Genomic DNA, 15046 nt, shown 5'->3' with positions numbered 1-15046 from the left:
CCCGGGTATGGGTGATCACACTCAGGCGAGACAGGACAGTGGCTTCCCGTCGTTGTACGTGATCATGTCGACGACGGCGGCGACGAGGTCGATCGTGCCGCCACGGGGCAGTCCGTCCAGCTCGGCGTAGGCGCGGTGCAGGTTGCCGACGATGCGCTCGGCGTCCAGGAGCTCGCCCCACTCGCCCAGATCGGTCTCGCGGGCCGCCTCCAGGGGAGTCAGCCCCGCCGCCCGGCCGCGTTCGGCGGTCGCCAGCACGAACTCCAGGTAGCCCCGCACCGGCTCGAAGACCTCAGGCCCGCACACGTCGCCGTGGCCGGGCACGACCGTCTCCGCACCCAGCTCCCTGAGCTGGGCAAGCGCCTCGATCGCGCCCGTCACCGACCCCATCAGCACGAATGGCGTGCCGCCGTTGAAGGCCAGGTCACCCGCGAACAGCAGCCGCCGCTCCGGGATCCAGACATAGGAGTCGTTGGTCGTGTGCGCGGCGAAGCCGACGTGCCGCACCTCGCAGCGCAGGTCGTCGGAGTAGACCGTGACCCCGTCGGTGTAGGTGAGGAACGGCGCCACCGCCTCCAGATCGCCCCACTCCACGTCGGGCGACCAGGCGAACGTCCGGTAGTCGGGGATGCCCTCGGCCAGGATCAGCTCACGGGTCCGCTCGTGGGCGACGATGGTGGCCTCGGGGAAGAGGTAGTTGCCGAAGGTGTGGTCGCCGTGGTGGTGGGTGTTAATCAGCGTGGTGATCGGCCGGTCGGTGACCTCGGCGATGGCCCGCCGGTACGCCCGGGTGCGGCGCTCGGTCGAGCAGGCGTCGATCGAGATCACGCCGCGCCGCCCGGCCAGGAAGCCGGTGTTGTTGATCCACCAGCTGCCGTCGGGCTGGATGTAGGCGAAGACGCCCGCCGAGACCTCTTCGACGCGAGGCGGGGCCAGCGGGTGATCGTGGGTGGACGCGCTCATGCCGCGAACGTACCCCGTGCGGGGCGTACGGACTGTGCGTTTCTCAGCAGAACGCCCGCTTCACCGGGAAGCGGGCGTTCAGCGGGAGGCGGCTGGTCTGTTCGGGCCTAGAAGGCGTCCTCCGGCAGGTCCATCAGGTCCTGGCCGGTGGCGGTGAGCACCCGGCGCTCGGTGGCCAGGCGGGGCAGCACGGTCGTCGCGAAGAACGAGGCGGCGGCGACCTTGCCCTGGTAGAAGGCGTCCTCGCCGTCGGCGAGCCGGGTCAGCGCGATCTCGGCCTGGCGCAGCAGCAGCCAGCCGATCACCAGGTCGCCCAGGGCGAGCAGCAGCCTGGTCGTGTTGAGCCCGACCTTGTAGACCTCGCTCGGCGTCTCCAGCGCGCCCAGCGCCCAGCCGGCCATCGTGTCGCCCATGACCTTGATGTCGGCGGCGGCCTCGGCGAGCAGCTTGCGCTCCTCCTTGAGGCGGCCGTTGCCGGCGTCGGAGGAGGCGAAGGCGTTGATCTCGGCCAGCAGCGAACCGATCGCGGCGCCCTGGTTGCGCAGGATCTTGCGGAAGAACAGGTCCAGGCCCTGGATCGCGGTGGTGCCCTCGTACAGGGAGTCGATCTTGGCGTCGCGGATGTACTGCTCGATCGGGTAGTCCTGCAGGTAGCCCGAGCCACCGAGCGTCTGCAGTGACCGGGCGAGCAGCTCGTACGACCGCTCGGAGCCGACACCCTTGACCAGGGGCAGCAGCAGGTCGTTCATGTCGCGCGCGTGCCGGTCGCCGGGGTTCATCTGGATGGTGTCCTGGAAGGTGGCCGTGTAGAGCACCAGCGCGCGCATGCCCTCGACGTACGACTTCTGCAGCATCAGCTCGCGGCGTACGTCCGGGTGATGCGTGATCGGCACCCGAGGCGCGGACTTGTCGGCCATCCGGGTCAGATCGGCGCCCTGGGCGCGGCTCTTGGCGTACTCCAGGGCGTTCAGGTAGCCGGTGGACAGCGTGGCGATGGCCTTGGTGCCGACCATCATGCGGGCGTGCTCGATCACCATGAACATCTGCCTGATGCCCTCGTGCACGTCGCCGACCAGCCAGCCGATGGCCGGGTGCTTGTCGCCGAAGGTGAGCTCGCAGGTCGTGGAGACCTTCAGGCCCATCTTCTTCTCCACGTTGGTGACGTAGGCGCCGTTGCGCTCGCCCAGCTCACCCGTCTCCAGGTCCACGTGGAACTTGGGCACCAGGAACATCGACAGGCCCTTGGTGCCCGGTCCGTGCCCCTCGGGGCGGGCCAGCACCAGGTGGAAGATGTTCTCGGACATGTCGTGCTCGGCGCTGGTGATGAAGCGCTTGACGCCCTCGATGTGCCAGGTCCCGTCGGGCTGCCGGATCGCCTTGGCCCGGCCCGCGCCGACGTCGGAGCCCGCGTCGGGCTCGGTCAGCACCATGGTGGCGCCCCAGTCGCGCTCGATGGCCAGCTCGGCGAAGCGCTTCTGCTCTTCGGTGCCGACTTCCCACAGCGTGTAGGCGAAGTTGGGCCCGGCGGCGTACATGTAGAGGGCCGGGTTCGCGCCGAGGACCATCTCGGCCGTGGCCCAGGCCAGGCTCCGGGGGATGCCGGGGCCGCCCAGCTCACGCGGCAGGTCGAGATGCGCCCAGCCACCGTCGACCAGCGCCCGGAACGACTTCTTGACACCCTCGGGCACGGTGACCGAGCTCGTGGCGGCGTCGAAGACCGGCGGGTGGCGGTCGCCCTCCTCGAAGGAGTCCGCGAGCACACCGGTGGCCAGTCTGTTGACCTCTTCCAGAATGCCGCGGGCCACCGATTCGTCGATGTCGGCATACGGCCCGGTGCCGAGGATCTCGCGTCGCCCGAACACCTCGAAGAGGTTGAACTCCAGGTCACGGACGTTGCTCTTGTAGTGGCCCATGAGTGTCGATCTCCTTGAACCGGGGGCGTTATGTACTGGCCAGTAACCTTACTCGAAATGCTACCCGCGAGTAACCGTGAATATGCGTGGCATGCTCATCTCCATGGACGCCGAAGAACTCGCCACCCGCTGGCGAGAGCGACTGGACTCCTGGGCCATCCCCGCCGAGATCATGGCCAAGGCGCCGGTTGATCCGTGGGGTCATCACCCGGCGCGCTTCGCCACGCGCACCGACAGGGCGCTCGCCGAGCCCGACGACGGGCCGACCGCGACGCACCTCATCGAGGCGCTGGACGAGGGCGCCACCCTGCTCGACGTCGGCGCGGGCACCGGCGCCGCGTCACTGCCGCTGCACGACCGGTTCTCCATGCTGTACGCGGTCGACACCTCCGCCGCGATGCTCGACGAGCTCACCCTCAGGGCGGACAAGCTCGGCGTCCCGCTCACCACGATCGAAGGCCGCTGGCCCGACGTGGCGGAGCAGGTGCCGGTCGTCGACGTGGTGGTCTGCGCCCATGTCGTCTACAACGTGCCCGACCTGGCCGACTTCCTCCGCGCGCTGAACGACCACGCCAGGCGCCGCGTCGTCATCGAACTCCCGCACCGCCACCCCATGAGCTGGATGGCCCCGCTGTGGCAGCACTTCCACAACGTGGACCGCCCGGTCCGGCCGGTCGCCGAGGACTGCGTGGCACTGGCGGCCGCGCTCGGCTACCCCGTACGGGTCGAGGAGCGGGAGGCGCCGCTGGACCGGTTCAACTCCCTGGAGGACCTGGCCGACAGCGTCTGCCAGCGCGCCTGCCTCGACCCCGCGCGCTCGGCGGAGGTCGGCGCGACGGCCCTGGAGCTCGGCATGTGGCCGCTCCCACGGGAGCGCTGGACCACGATCTGGTGGGACTGACCAGCAGAGCGCTGAGTCACTATCTGGTGGACTGGCCAGCTTGTCAGAATGATGTTCTATCGGGGACGCTGTCCGGATGAAGGCAGTCGTCTGCACCGCGTTCGGCAAGCCGGTCGAGCTCGTCGAGCGGCCCGATCCCGTCGCGGGACCCGGCCAGGTGGTGGTCGAGGTCGAGGCGGCCGGGGTCAACTACGTCGACGGGCTGATGGTCGGCGGCACCTACCAGCTCAAGCCACAGCTGCCCTTCACTCCGGGGTACGAGGTGGCCGGGCGGCTGGCCGACGGCAGCAGGGTCCTCGCCATCACCGGGCTCGGCGGCTACGCCACACATGTCGTCATTTCGGAGGAGCAGGCCGTACCCCTGCCGGAGGGCCTCGATCCGCGAACCGCGGCGGTGTTCGCGCAGAGCTATTGCACGGCCATGTACGCGCTTTGTGGCGGCTGTGTGTCGCTCACAAGTTCTACCCGGCAGGTCAACTTATGGTAATCTAACGGTCGCTGTAGGTAATGGCCTGGGGGTGGGATTGCCGTGATCCGGCGCCGCCGCCATGGCCATCGCATGACGCGCCCAGCGGCATCCGATCCGGTGACGGACGCCACCGCCCCCGCACGACCAGAGCGATCGTGTGGGGCATCGGAGCGTCCAGGCCGAACCGTGTGCCGCCGGGCGTGAGGGAACCCGCCACTGCACACCGGACCGCGCACACGATGCGCCGGGCCCGGATGCGGCTAGAACGCGGGCAACCAGCACGCCCAACACCGTTCGGGGCGCGCCAGTGCAACTCACGTTCACTGTTCAGGAACGGTGGATTGGGGCGCGTGTATCGGCTGATGCTCCAAGAGTTCCTCACGATGCCCGGGATCGACCCGGCACCTCCAGAGGCCAGGCCACTGGAGGAGGCCGGGCGGGCCATGGACGACTTGATCAACCGTGGGTCGCTGGAAAGCCTGATCAACCGCCGGGTCACTGGGAAGATCGTGCTCGTCCCTGCCTCGTGAGCGTCAGGACGCCGGCGATCACATAGACCAGGGCGCCATGCCAGACCGACTGGAACGCCGAGCCGAACACCCCCTCCCCGTCGAGTACGAGCTGCACCGGGTAGTCCAGGACCGCCGTGATGGCGGCCGGCAGCAGCGCGAACCTCCACGGGTGCTTCAGCGCCCACAGACGCGCCTGGCGCGTGACCCGGTCGCCCTCGTGCGGCTTGGACACCGCGCCGATGGCGGCGACCAGCGCGAACACGCTGATCCCCAGGCCGAGCGACCACACCAGGCCGGCGGAGTCGGTAAGCACACCCAGCCCGAAGCTGACCGCGGCCGTCGCGCCACCGCTGACGGCGGCGGTCTTCCAAGGGGCGCCACGCAGAGCGGCGCCGGACAGCGAGACCTCATCGCGTCGACTGATTTCGTTCATGTCCCCAGAGTGCCTTTCGACACCCCTTTATCGCATCGGGGACCTACCCTGAGCCCTCCCTGACTTGTCGGGCATGATTCGGGCATGGACGAAACCTGGATTATCCGCCCGGCCCGTGCCGACGACGTGCCCGCCGTCGTGGCGATGCTGGCCGACGACCCGCTCGGCGCCAAGCGCGAGGGAGACCCGGCCGACGAGCGGTATCTGGCGGCCTTCGCCCGGATCGACGCCAACCCCTACGACGAGCTGATCGTCGCCGAGCGCGGCGGCAAGGTCCTCGGGACCATGCAGCTCACCTACCTGGCCGGGCTCTCGCGGCTCGGGGCCGAGCGCTGTCAGATCGAGGCCGTCAGGGTCGACGCCTCCACTCGGGGTCAGGGTCTGGGCCGCGAGATGATGCGGTGGGCGATCGACCGGGCGCGGGCTCGGGGTTGTGCGATCGTCCAGCTCACCTCGGACAAGTCGCGCACCGACGCGCACCGGTTCTACGACTCGCTTGGCTTCGACGCCTCGCACGAGGGTTACAAGCTGTCGCTGTCGCCCAGCTGATCGATCATCCATCTGCACCACTCGGCGCGGTGCCGCTCGTATCCCAGACCGCACCGCAGCGTCGCGTAGTTGCCGAAGCGCGGATCGCCGAACGGCGGTGGGCCGCCGAACGCCGCCTCCTCCCGTTCGTACTCGGCCAGCCGCGCCTCGTGCGCGGCCAGCTGGTCGGCGAACATCCGCCTGACCAGCCCCGCCTCGGCCAGCCACGCCGCGTACGTCTTGAGCACCAGCTCATCCCGCTCCGGCCGCTCCTTCGGCGGCCGGGTCACCCACCCGCGCAGCTCCGCGGAGCCCTCGTCCGTCAGGTGGTAGACCTTCTTGTCCTGCGGCCCCGGTCCGTGTTCGGCCTCGTAGCCGACCAGGGCGGCGGCCCGCAGCTTCTGCAGCTCGGCGTGGATCTGGCTGTGTCCGGCGGTCCAGAAGAAGCCGATGGGCCGCCGCATGGCCGCGGCGATGTCGTATCCGGTGCGGTCGCCGCGAGCCAGCACGGCGAGGATCGCGAATCCCAGCGTTGAGGTCATGGTGCCGCCAAGGGTATTGTCCCCATCGACTATGTCACTTCAGACATAGTGTGGTGAAGGGGCGGCGATGCGCGCGATCATCGGTTCGATCGGGCTTGTTCTGACACTGACCGCCTGCGGAGGCGCGGTCAGCACCACGACCGCGCCCGCCACTCCGCCTACACCGGCGGCGAAGGTCACCACCCCCAACGTCTCCGGCCCCAACGTCTCGGGCTGCTTCACCAGCGCGGACGGCAAGATCTTCACCTACGGCGACGACCTGCCCGGTGTCATCACCGGCAAGGGCGCGGTCGGCGTGGTGATCACGTACGAGCGCAACGGCAACGTCTGCACCTGGCGCCCGCTCTCCGACCGCCTGGTCGCGGCCGGCTACCGGGTCCTGCTGTACGCCAGGAAGAGCGCCGAATACCCCGACGAGGTGACGGTCGCCATGGCCAAGCGCCTGTCCAAGGAGAAGGGCGTGCGGCGCCTGTTCCTGGTCGGCGGCTCCATAGGCGCGACCGCCTCCGTCCCGGCGGCCGAGCGGCTGGGCTCCCGGGTGGCCGGGGTGGTCGCCCTGTCCGGCGCGGTCGCCGAGGGCGAGGCGGCCAAGCTGACGGTCCCGCTGCTCCAGATCGGCAGCGAGAACGACGCGTACGGCGGCGCCAAGGACCTCCAGCGCACCCACGACGCCGCCACCAAGGCCCCCGACAACGAGCTCCACGTCATCAAGGGCGAGAGCCTGCACGCCTCAGCGCTGTTCGGCAGCCCTCACGGCCCCGAGGTGCTCGACCGGATCATCGCCTTCATGGACCGGCACTTCATGGATCGGCACAAGGGCTGACCTCGACCAGGTTGTCATGGTAGGCCGGACCCCTGCCCATGTCGGCGTCGCGTTCGGCCACGACCGCGTTGGCGTTCGCGCCGCCGGGGCTGTGCTTGGGCCAGCGGCCCTTGGGCGAGGCCACCACGCCACGTGCCACCCGGTCGCTCACCTCGACGTCGGCCAGGAACTCGCCGCTCGCGTTGTGCACCCGCACCCGCTGCCCGCTCACCAGCCCGCGCGCCTCGGCGTCGGCCGGGTTGACCAGCACCACGGGCTCCTTGGCCCGGCGCCTGAGCTCCGGGTTGTTGCCGAAGATCGTGTTGAGGAAGGTGTGCGCCGCCGGTGTCACCAGGGTCAGCGGGTACGGCGAGTCGCCGGCCGTACGCACGGAATGAGGTTGGACGTACGCCTTGCCGCGCGGAGGGAAGCGGAGCCGGCCCGAGGCGGTGGGGAAGCCGTCGGCGAAGGGGGTGAACGGCTGGGGATAGTTCATCCGCACCCATCCCTCCTTGCGCAGCCGGTCCAGCGTGACGCCTTCCAGCGACGGGTGGCCGCTGCTCAGCAGCTGCTCGGCCAGCTCCAGATCGGAGTGGAACAGCGACGGCTCCGTCATCCCCATGTGGGCGGCCAGGCGGCGGAACGTCTCGGTGGTGGACAGGCACTCGCCCGGCGGCGCCACGGCGGGCTCGTTCCAGAGCAGGTAGAGGTGGCCGTACCCGGCGTGCAGATCCATGTGCTCGGTCTGCATGGTCGCGGGGAGCACGATGTCGGCGTAGTCGACCGTGTCGGTGGGGAACTGCTCCATGACCACGGTGAACATATCCTCGCGGAGCAGCTGTCGCCGGATCCGGTTGGCGTCGGGGGTCGAGCCGACCGGGTTGGCGGCGTACACCCAGAGGCACTTCACCGAGTCCAGCTCGGAGGCCAGCCGGGTCATGGTCAGCGTACGGACCGGCTTGGCCAGCAGGTCGTCGCGCTTGTCGATGTCGAGATGCACGTGGCCGCTGGTGGAGTAGGCCACGCCGCCGCCCGGGTGGCGCCAGTCGCCGGTCACGCCGGGGATCGCGGCGATCGTCCGCAGCGCGGTGCCGCCGCCGGCGTGCCGCTGGATGCCCATCGTGGTCCGGATCGCGGTCGGCCGGGTGTGCGCGAGCCGTGTGCCCAGCTCGCGGATGTCGGCGGCCGGGATGCCGGTGATCTCGGCGGCCCGCTCGACGGGGTAGGCCAGGATCTCCTCACGGAAGGACTCCCAGCCCTGGGTGTGCTCGGCGAGGAACTCCTCGTCCTGGGCGCCCTCGGCGAGCACCACGTTCAGCAGGGCCAGCGCGAGCACGGCGTCGGTGCCCGGCCGGATCGCCAGGTGCCGGTCCGCCTGGTCGGCGGTCCTGGTGCGGATCGGGTCGATGGCCACCACGTACGCGCCGGCCGCGCGGGCGTCCTGGACGAACTTCCACAGGTGGTGCCCGCTGGTCAGCGTGTTCGTGCCCCACAGCAGGATCAGCCTGGACAGCGCGAGGTCCTCGGGGTCCATGCCGGCGGGCGTGCCGTTGGTCAGGCTCAACCCGGCCCCGCCGGCCGTGGCGCAGATGTTCAGCCAGTGCTTGGAGGCGCCCAGCATGTTCCAGAACCGGCGCCCGGCGACGCCCTCGCAGCCCTGGATGTAGCCGAGCGAGCCCGTCCCCACGTACGGCCAGATGGCCTCGCCGCCGTGCTCGTCGATGATGTTCCGCAGCCTGAAGGCGATCTCGTCGAACGCCTCCTCCCAGGAGATGCGCTCGAACTCGCCCGACCCTTTGGGCCCGGTACGGCGCAGTGGGTAAAGGATGCGGTCGTCGGCCTGGGTATGCTCCAGATATCGGTTGACCTTCACGCAGAGCGCGCCCCGGGTGTAAGGCTGCTCCGGGTTGCCGCGCATCTTCACGGGCTTGCCGTCTTCGACCGTGACGATCCAAGAGCAGGTATCAGGGCAGTCCAAAGGACATGCCCCCAAAACTCGCAACTCACCCGACATGCGACACAGCTTACGTGTCGCCCGCCAGGCATTTAGGGGAGCCACGACATGCCCCGACGCGCGGTAGAAATCAAGGGTGAAGGATTGAAGGGGCCTAAAGATCGTACGGTCGGTCGGGAAGGTGCAGAATCTCTGTCGGTGGCCGAAATCAGGGAACGTGATGACGCGGAGGACCTCGCGGAGGGGGATCCAGCCGTGGCTGAAGCGCGCGCTGAAACGGACGTCTATGTAGTCGAGCCGCTGCTGCCCCAGCGCCTGCGCCGGCCCTCCGACCTGCTGCGCTTCCTCACCACGCTGCTCGTGCTGGCCGCGGTCGTTCTCATCGCCCTGGTCGCCAAGCAGACGCTCAACGGGCTCGAAGCGGACGTCAAAGAAGGCACCACCCTCGTCCCCGATCTGCTCAGCCGCGTGGCGTCGTTCCTGGGCGGCGCGGCCGTGCTCATCGTGCCGGTGGCCTTCGCCGTCGAGCGCGTCTTCCACCGCGACGGTCTGCGGGTGGCCGAGGGCCTGATCGCCGCGATCATCGGCATGGTCGGCTCCTTCCTGCTCGGCCAGTGGCTGATCGGCGGCAGCGTCGAGGACCTGCGCATGCTGCTGACCGGCGGGCGCTCCATCGAGCCGCTCAACACGCTGCTCACCTCGGTGGTCGCCTACGCCACCGCCGTACGCATCTCGCGCCGCCCCACCTGGCGCATGCTCATGTGGACGGTGATCGCGCTCGACATCTTCGCGCTCTTCTCCGCCAGGCAGATCACGCTGCCGGGCGCGATCGTGCCCGTCCTGGTCGGCATGGCCGTGGGCTACGGCACCCTGTACGGCGTGGGCAGCCCCAACACCCGGCCGCCCGGCAACGCGGTCATCGCCGCGCTCCGCAAGCTCTCCTTCTCTCCGCAAACGGCCCGCCGCATCGAGGATGACCACCAGGGCAGCCGCCGCTACGCCATCGGGCTCAAGGACGGCAGCAGCCTCGACGTCACCGTGCTCGACCGCGACCGGCAGGTCGCCGGCCTGCCGTACCGGCTCTGGCGGCGGATCCGGCTCAACTCGGAGACCAGGCGCCGGGCGATCAGGTCGCTCCGCGCCGAGCTGGAGCGCGAGGCGCTCATGGCCTACGCCGCGCAGGCGGCGGGCGCGAGCACCCCGCGCCTGCTCGGCACCAGCGAGATCGGCACCGAGGCCGCGCTGCTCGCCTACGAGCACCTCGAAACCCGCCCGCTCGACGACGTGCCCGACGCCGACATCGACAACGCCCTGCTCGCCCAGATCTGGGAGCAGGTCGCGCTGCTGCAGATCCAGCGGCTCGCCCACCGGCGGCTGACCGGCGACAGCATCCACCTCGACCGGGCCGGCCGGGTCGTGCTCACCGACGCCCGCAGCGGCGAGATCGCGGCCGGCGACCTGCTGCTCCGGCTCGACGTCGCGCAGCTGCTCACCTATCTGGCACTGCGCGTCGGCGCCGAGCGCTCCGTGCGGGCCGCCGCCGCCGTCATGGGGTCCGACACGCTGGCCGCCGCGATGCCGCTGCTCCAGCGCATCGCCCTCACCCGCGAGACCCGCGCGGCGCTGTCGAAGGACAAGGGCGTGCTCGGCGAGCTGCGCGAGCACATCGTGGCGCTCAAACCGCAGGGCAAGGTCGAGGAGATCCGGCTGGAGCGGTTCCGGCCGCGCACGCTGGTCACGATGATCGCCAGCACGCTGGCCGCGTACTTCCTGCTGTCGCAGCTCAGCCAGGTCAACGTCGTGCACGTGGTGACCACCGCCAACTGGGCCTGGTCGGTGCTGGCGCTGGCCGCCTCGTTCGTCAGTTTCGTGGCCGCCGCGCTGATGCTCAGGGGCTTCGTACCCGAGCATCTACCGCTCTGGCGCACGGTCCTGGTCCAGTTCGCGGCCTCGTTCGTCAAGCTCGTCACGCCCGCCGCCGTCGGCGGCGTCGCGATCAACACGCGTTACCTGCAGAAGCGCGGCATCTCGCCCGCGCTCGCGGTGGCCAGCGTGGGCGCCTCGCAGCTCAGCATGATGGTCTTCCACATCGCGCTGCTGCTGCTGTTCGCCTACATCACCGGGTCCAACACCGCCACCGCGTTCAGCCCGTCGCGTGGGCTGGTCGTGGTGATGCTGGCGGTCGCGGTGTTGGTCGTGGTGCTGTTCGGGGTGCCGCCGCTGCGCCGGTTCATCACCGGGCGGATGCACAAGCTGTTCGCCAACGTGCTGCCCAGGCTGCTCGACGTGCTGCAGTCGCCGCGCAAGATGATCGAGGCCTGCGTCGGCACCCTGATGATCACGATCGCGTTCGTCGTCTGCCTCGACGCCTGCGTCGAGGCCTTCGGCGGCGACATCAGCTTCACCGCCGTCGCCGTCGTCTACCTCACGGCCAACGCGATCGGCTCGGCCGCGCCCACACCTGGTGGTCTGGGCGCGGTCGAGGCGTCGCTCACCGTGGGCCTGACCGTGGCCGGGCTGCCCGCCGAGCTGGCCACGTCGGCCGTCCTGCTGCACCGGCTGCTCACGTTCTGGCTGCCGGTGCTGCCCGGCTGGGCGGCCTTCACCTACCTCCAGCGGCACGAAGCTCTATGACCTTGTCGATGGCCTCGAGCTCGTCCTGAGTGAACGCCGGGCCGTCGACGCAGGCCACGTTGTCCTCCAGCTGCTTCACGCTGCTCGCGCCGATCAGCACGCTGGTCACCCGCGAGTCCCTGATCGCCCACGACAGCGCCATCTGCGCCAGCGACTGGCCGCGCGTCTTGGCGATCTCGTTGAGGTCGCGCGCGAGGTCGCGGTCGATCCGGTCGGCGCTCAGGAACCGGCTGGTCGCCGCCCGCGAGTCGTCGGGGACGCCGTCGAGGTAGCGGTCGGTCAGCAGCCCCTGGGCGAGCGGTGAGTAGACGATGCACCCCATGCCCGCCTCCTCCAGCACGTCGAGCAGCCCGTCCTCGATCCAGCGGTTGATCATCGAGTAGGACGGCTGGTGGATGAGCAGCGGCGTGCCCAGCCCCCGCATGATCCGCGCGGCCTGCGCCGTCTGCTCGGCGGAGTAGTTGGAGATCCCCGCGTACAGCGCCTTGCCCGAGCGCACCGCCCGGTCCAGCGCGCCCATCGTCTCCTCCAGCGGCGTCTCGGGATCAGGCCGGTGGCTGTAGAAGATGTCGACGTAGTCGAGCCCCATCCGCTCCAGCGACTGGTCGAGGCTGGCGAGCACGTATTTGCGCGAACCCCACTCGCCGTACGGCCCCGGCCACATGTCGTAGCCGGCCTTGGTGGAGATGACCAGCTCGTCCCGGTAGCGGGTGAAGTCCTGGCGGAAGATCCCGCCGAAGTTGCGCTCCGCCGAGCCGTACGGCACGCCGTAGTTGTTGGCCAGGTCGAAGTGCGTGACGCCCAGGTCGAACGCCCGCCGCAGGATCGCCCGCGAGTTGTCGATCGGCCGGTTGTCGCCGAAGTTGTGCCAGAGCCCGAGCGAGACGGCAGGCAGCTTGAGGCCGCTGCGCCCGCTGCGGTTGTACGGCTGGCGCTCGTAGCGGTCGTCGTCCGGCTGGTAGGTCATGAGGTGCCTCTCTCGATGATCCAGGAGAGCGCGAAGGCCTCTTCGCGCCAAACGTCATAGCGCCCGCTCCGGCCGCCGTGACCCGCGCCCATCTCCGTCTTGAGCAGGAACGGACCGCCACCGGCCGTGGCCCGCAGCCTAGCGATCCACTTCGCGGGCTCGTGGTAGAGCACCCGGGTGTCGTTCAGGCTGGTTATCGCGAGAATCGGCGGGTACGGGCGATCGTCCACGTTCTCGTACGGTGTGTAGCTCTTCATGTAGGCGTAGACGTCGGCGTTGTGTAGGGGATCGCCCCACTCGTCCCACTCGATCACGGTCAGCGGCAGCGACGGGTCGAGGATCGTGTTGAGCGCGTCGACGAACGGCACCTCGGCCACCACGCCCGCGAACTCCTCCGGCGCCAGGTTCGTCACCGCGCCCATCAGCAGACCGCCGGCCGAGCCGCCCCTGGCGACGATCCGCTCGCTCCAGCCCGACGCCTTCAGGTGCCTGGCCGCCGCGACGAAGTCGGTGAAGGTGTTCTTCTTCCTGGTGAGCTTGCCCTCCTCGTACCAGCGACGGCCCATTTCGCCGCCGCCCCTGATGTGCGCCACGGCGAAGATGAAACCGCGGTCGAGCAGGGACAGCCTGGGGACGGAGAAACCGGGGTCGATGGAGGTCTCGTAGCTGCCGTAGCCGTACAGGACGGTGGGGGCGGGCTTGGCGGTGTCCTTGCGCTTGACCAGGGAGATCGGCACCCGGGTGCCGTCCTCGGCGGTGGCCCACTCGCGGAACTGCTCATAGTCGTCCGGGTCGTAACCACCCAGGACGGGGCGCTGCTTGAGCAGGATCAGCTCGTGGGTGGCCAGGTCATAGTCGTAGACGCTGGCCGGGGTGATCATGCTGGTGTAGGCGAGCCGGAGCCTGCCGGTGCTGAACTCCGGGTTGCCCGCCGGCCCGACGTCGTAGAGCGGCTCGGGGAACTCGATCTCGTACTCGTCGCCCCCGTACGGGAGGACGCGGATGCCGGTCAGCCCGTCGCGGCGGAAGTGGACGACGGCGTGGCCGTCGAACGCGTCGATCTCCAAGAGCCTGGTCTCGGTGCTGTGGGCGATCACCGGTGTCCAGGTGCCGGGAGCGTCGAGCGGGGCGGTGGCCAGTTCGAAGTTCTCGGCGTTCTCGTTGTGGAGCACGTAGAAGAAGTCGCCGGCGTGCTCGATGCCGTACTCGACACCGGCCTTCCTGGGCCGGACGACCTGGAACTCGCCCGTCGGGTCGGCGGCGTCGAGGATGCGCACCTCGCTGGTGATCTTGCTCCCGGCGCCGAGCACAAGGAACTTCTCGCTGCGGGTGAGCCCGATCCCGACCCAGTAGCGCTCGTCGCTCTCCTCGTAGACCAGCACGTCGTCCGGCGAGCCGAGCGTGTGCCGATAGACCTGGAAGGGACGCCAGGCGTCGTCGACGCGCGTGTAGAAGAACGCCGACCCGTCGGCCGACCAGGCGCCACCGTAGAAGACGTTCTCGATCTCGTCGTCGAGCGGCTCGCCGGTCTCCAGGCTCTTGAACCTCAGGGTGAAGCGCTCGTCACCCTTGTAGTCGGTGGAGTAGGCCAGCATCTTCCCGTCGGGCGTGATGGCGCTGGTGCCGACGGAGAAGAACGCGCTATCGCCCGCCAGCTCGTTGCCGTCGAGGATGACCTGCTCCCGGTCGAGGCGCTCGCCAGGGGTGACCGCGGGTGGGGTCTCGCCGTCGGCGGGCACGCGGCAGGAGACGGCGTACTGCTTGCCCTCCTCTGTCCGGCTGAAGTACCACCACTCGCCCTTGCGGCTCGGCACCGACAGGTCGGTCTCCTGGGTGCGGCCCTTGATCTCCTGGAAGACCTGCTCCTGGAGATCGCCGAGGTGAGCGGTCTGCTCCTGGAGGAACGCGTTCTCCGCCTCCAGGTAGGCGATCGTGTCGGGATCGTCCTTATTGGTGAGCCAGGCGTACTCGTCGATCACGGTGTCTCCGTGATGGGTGCGCTCAGTCGGTGACTTCTTCGCCAGCGGCGGTGTTTTGCTACTCACGTGGGGAGTCTATGTTCCGGGCCGTGATCGTTCTGTGGCCTCCGATCGGAGTGAAGGCGTCTCGAGTGGTCGGGGGCGCTGCTAATCTTTAGAAGTCGCCAGGTGCGGCGCAACCAACCTCCTCCACTCCGGTGGCTTTGACGTGGGTTATGTTGTGCTTGGTGACAGTCGCTTCGATTCGCTACCCGGTCTACGGGATGGTAAATTGAAGAGGCGGTCGAAATTCCAAGCAAGTCCGGTCAACTTGACACAAAAACGGACTGGTGAAAGAATAGAGACACAACGGAAAACGAAATGAACGCCTCTCGCAGGTTGGGGAGTACGCGTCCGTTTCTTGAGAACTCAACAGTGTGTTAAAAGCCAGTGCATGATGCACAACCCCG

Annotated in this window: 12 protein-coding genes; 5 read left to right on the top strand and 7 right to left on the bottom strand. The window is 69.1% G+C overall.

The window, feature by feature from the left end; translation table 11 throughout:
* Positions 1-21: 21 nt before the first annotated feature.
* Positions 22-963, bottom strand: a complete 942-nt coding sequence (locus tag AB0J16_RS52960) for an MBL fold metallo-hydrolase (protein WP_358554845.1) — start codon at positions 961-963, stop codon at positions 22-24.
* A gap of 107 nt (positions 964-1070) precedes the next feature.
* Positions 1071-2876, bottom strand: coding sequence for an acyl-CoA dehydrogenase (locus AB0J16_RS52955; protein ID WP_358554842.1), 1806 nt, complete (start codon positions 2874-2876; stop codon positions 1071-1073).
* A 91-nt stretch (positions 2877-2967) separates the two neighbouring features.
* On the opposite strand from AB0J16_RS52955, the gene AB0J16_RS52950 reads away from it, so the two are divergent.
* Positions 2968-3777 (top strand): methyltransferase domain-containing protein, encoded by an 810-nt coding sequence (locus AB0J16_RS52950; RefSeq protein WP_358554839.1) that lies wholly within the window; start codon positions 2968-2970, stop codon positions 3775-3777.
* Between the two features lie 76 nt (positions 3778-3853).
* Positions 3854-4264, top strand: coding sequence for an alcohol dehydrogenase catalytic domain-containing protein (locus AB0J16_RS52945; protein WP_358554836.1), 411 nt, complete (start codon positions 3854-3856; stop codon positions 4262-4264).
* Between the two features lie 477 nt (positions 4265-4741).
* Here the strand turns inward: AB0J16_RS52945 and AB0J16_RS52940 are convergent, their stop codons facing one another.
* Positions 4742-5191 carry a hypothetical protein gene (locus AB0J16_RS52940; protein ID WP_358554833.1) on the bottom strand — a complete coding sequence of 150 codons (450 nt, stop codon included), beginning with the start codon at positions 5189-5191 and terminating at the stop codon, positions 4742-4744.
* 84 nt (positions 5192-5275) lie between these two features.
* Here AB0J16_RS52940 and AB0J16_RS52935 point away from each other — a divergent pair, with 84 nt between their 5' ends.
* Positions 5276-5740, top strand: coding sequence for a GNAT family N-acetyltransferase (locus tag AB0J16_RS52935; RefSeq protein WP_358554830.1), 465 nt, complete (start codon positions 5276-5278; stop codon positions 5738-5740).
* On the opposite strand, the gene AB0J16_RS52930 is transcribed toward AB0J16_RS52935, so the two are convergent.
* On the bottom strand, positions 5713-6261 hold the full coding sequence (locus AB0J16_RS52930; protein WP_358554827.1) for a helix-turn-helix transcriptional regulator: 549 nt from the start codon (positions 6259-6261) through the stop codon (positions 5713-5715). The genes AB0J16_RS52935 and AB0J16_RS52930 overlap by 28 nt on opposite strands.
* Positions 6262-6328: 67 nt before the next feature.
* Here AB0J16_RS52930 and AB0J16_RS52925 point away from each other — a divergent pair, with 67 nt between their 5' ends.
* Positions 6329-7084: a hypothetical protein gene (locus AB0J16_RS52925; RefSeq protein ID WP_358554824.1), complete on the top strand. Its 756-nt coding sequence runs from the start codon at positions 6329-6331 to the stop codon at positions 7082-7084.
* On the opposite strand, the gene AB0J16_RS52920 is transcribed toward AB0J16_RS52925, so the two are convergent.
* Positions 7062-9077 (bottom strand): molybdopterin oxidoreductase family protein, encoded by a 2016-nt coding sequence (locus AB0J16_RS52920; protein WP_358554821.1) that lies wholly within the window; start codon positions 9075-9077, stop codon positions 7062-7064. The two genes, AB0J16_RS52925 and AB0J16_RS52920, sit on opposite strands and share 23 nt — an antisense overlap.
* Before the next feature lie 195 nt (positions 9078-9272).
* On the opposite strand from AB0J16_RS52920, the gene AB0J16_RS52915 reads away from it, so the two are divergent.
* Complete coding sequence (locus tag AB0J16_RS52915) at positions 9273-11651, top strand: lysylphosphatidylglycerol synthase transmembrane domain-containing protein (protein ID WP_358554818.1); 2379 nt, start codon at positions 9273-9275, stop codon at positions 11649-11651.
* Here the strand turns inward: AB0J16_RS52915 and mgrA are convergent.
* Together mgrA and AB0J16_RS52905 are read right to left on the bottom strand one after the other, a co-directional pair.
* Complete coding sequence (mgrA, locus tag AB0J16_RS52910) at positions 11620-12618, bottom strand: L-glyceraldehyde 3-phosphate reductase (RefSeq protein WP_358554815.1); 999 nt, start codon at positions 12616-12618, stop codon at positions 11620-11622. The two genes, AB0J16_RS52915 and mgrA, sit on opposite strands and share 32 nt — an antisense overlap.
* On the bottom strand, positions 12615-14663 hold the full coding sequence (locus tag AB0J16_RS52905; RefSeq protein ID WP_358554812.1) for a S9 family peptidase: 2049 nt from the start codon (positions 14661-14663) through the stop codon (positions 12615-12617). The genes mgrA and AB0J16_RS52905 overlap by 4 nt, the downstream gene beginning before the upstream one ends.
* Positions 14664-15046: the final 383 nt, after the last annotated feature.

The sequence above is a fragment of the Nonomuraea sp. NPDC049750 genome, from assembly GCF_040659625.1.
Classification (GTDB): domain Bacteria; phylum Actinomycetota; class Actinomycetes; order Streptosporangiales; family Streptosporangiaceae; genus Nonomuraea.
The sequence above is the reverse complement of the archived record's forward strand: the minus strand, read 5'-3'. Positions and strand labels throughout refer to the sequence as shown.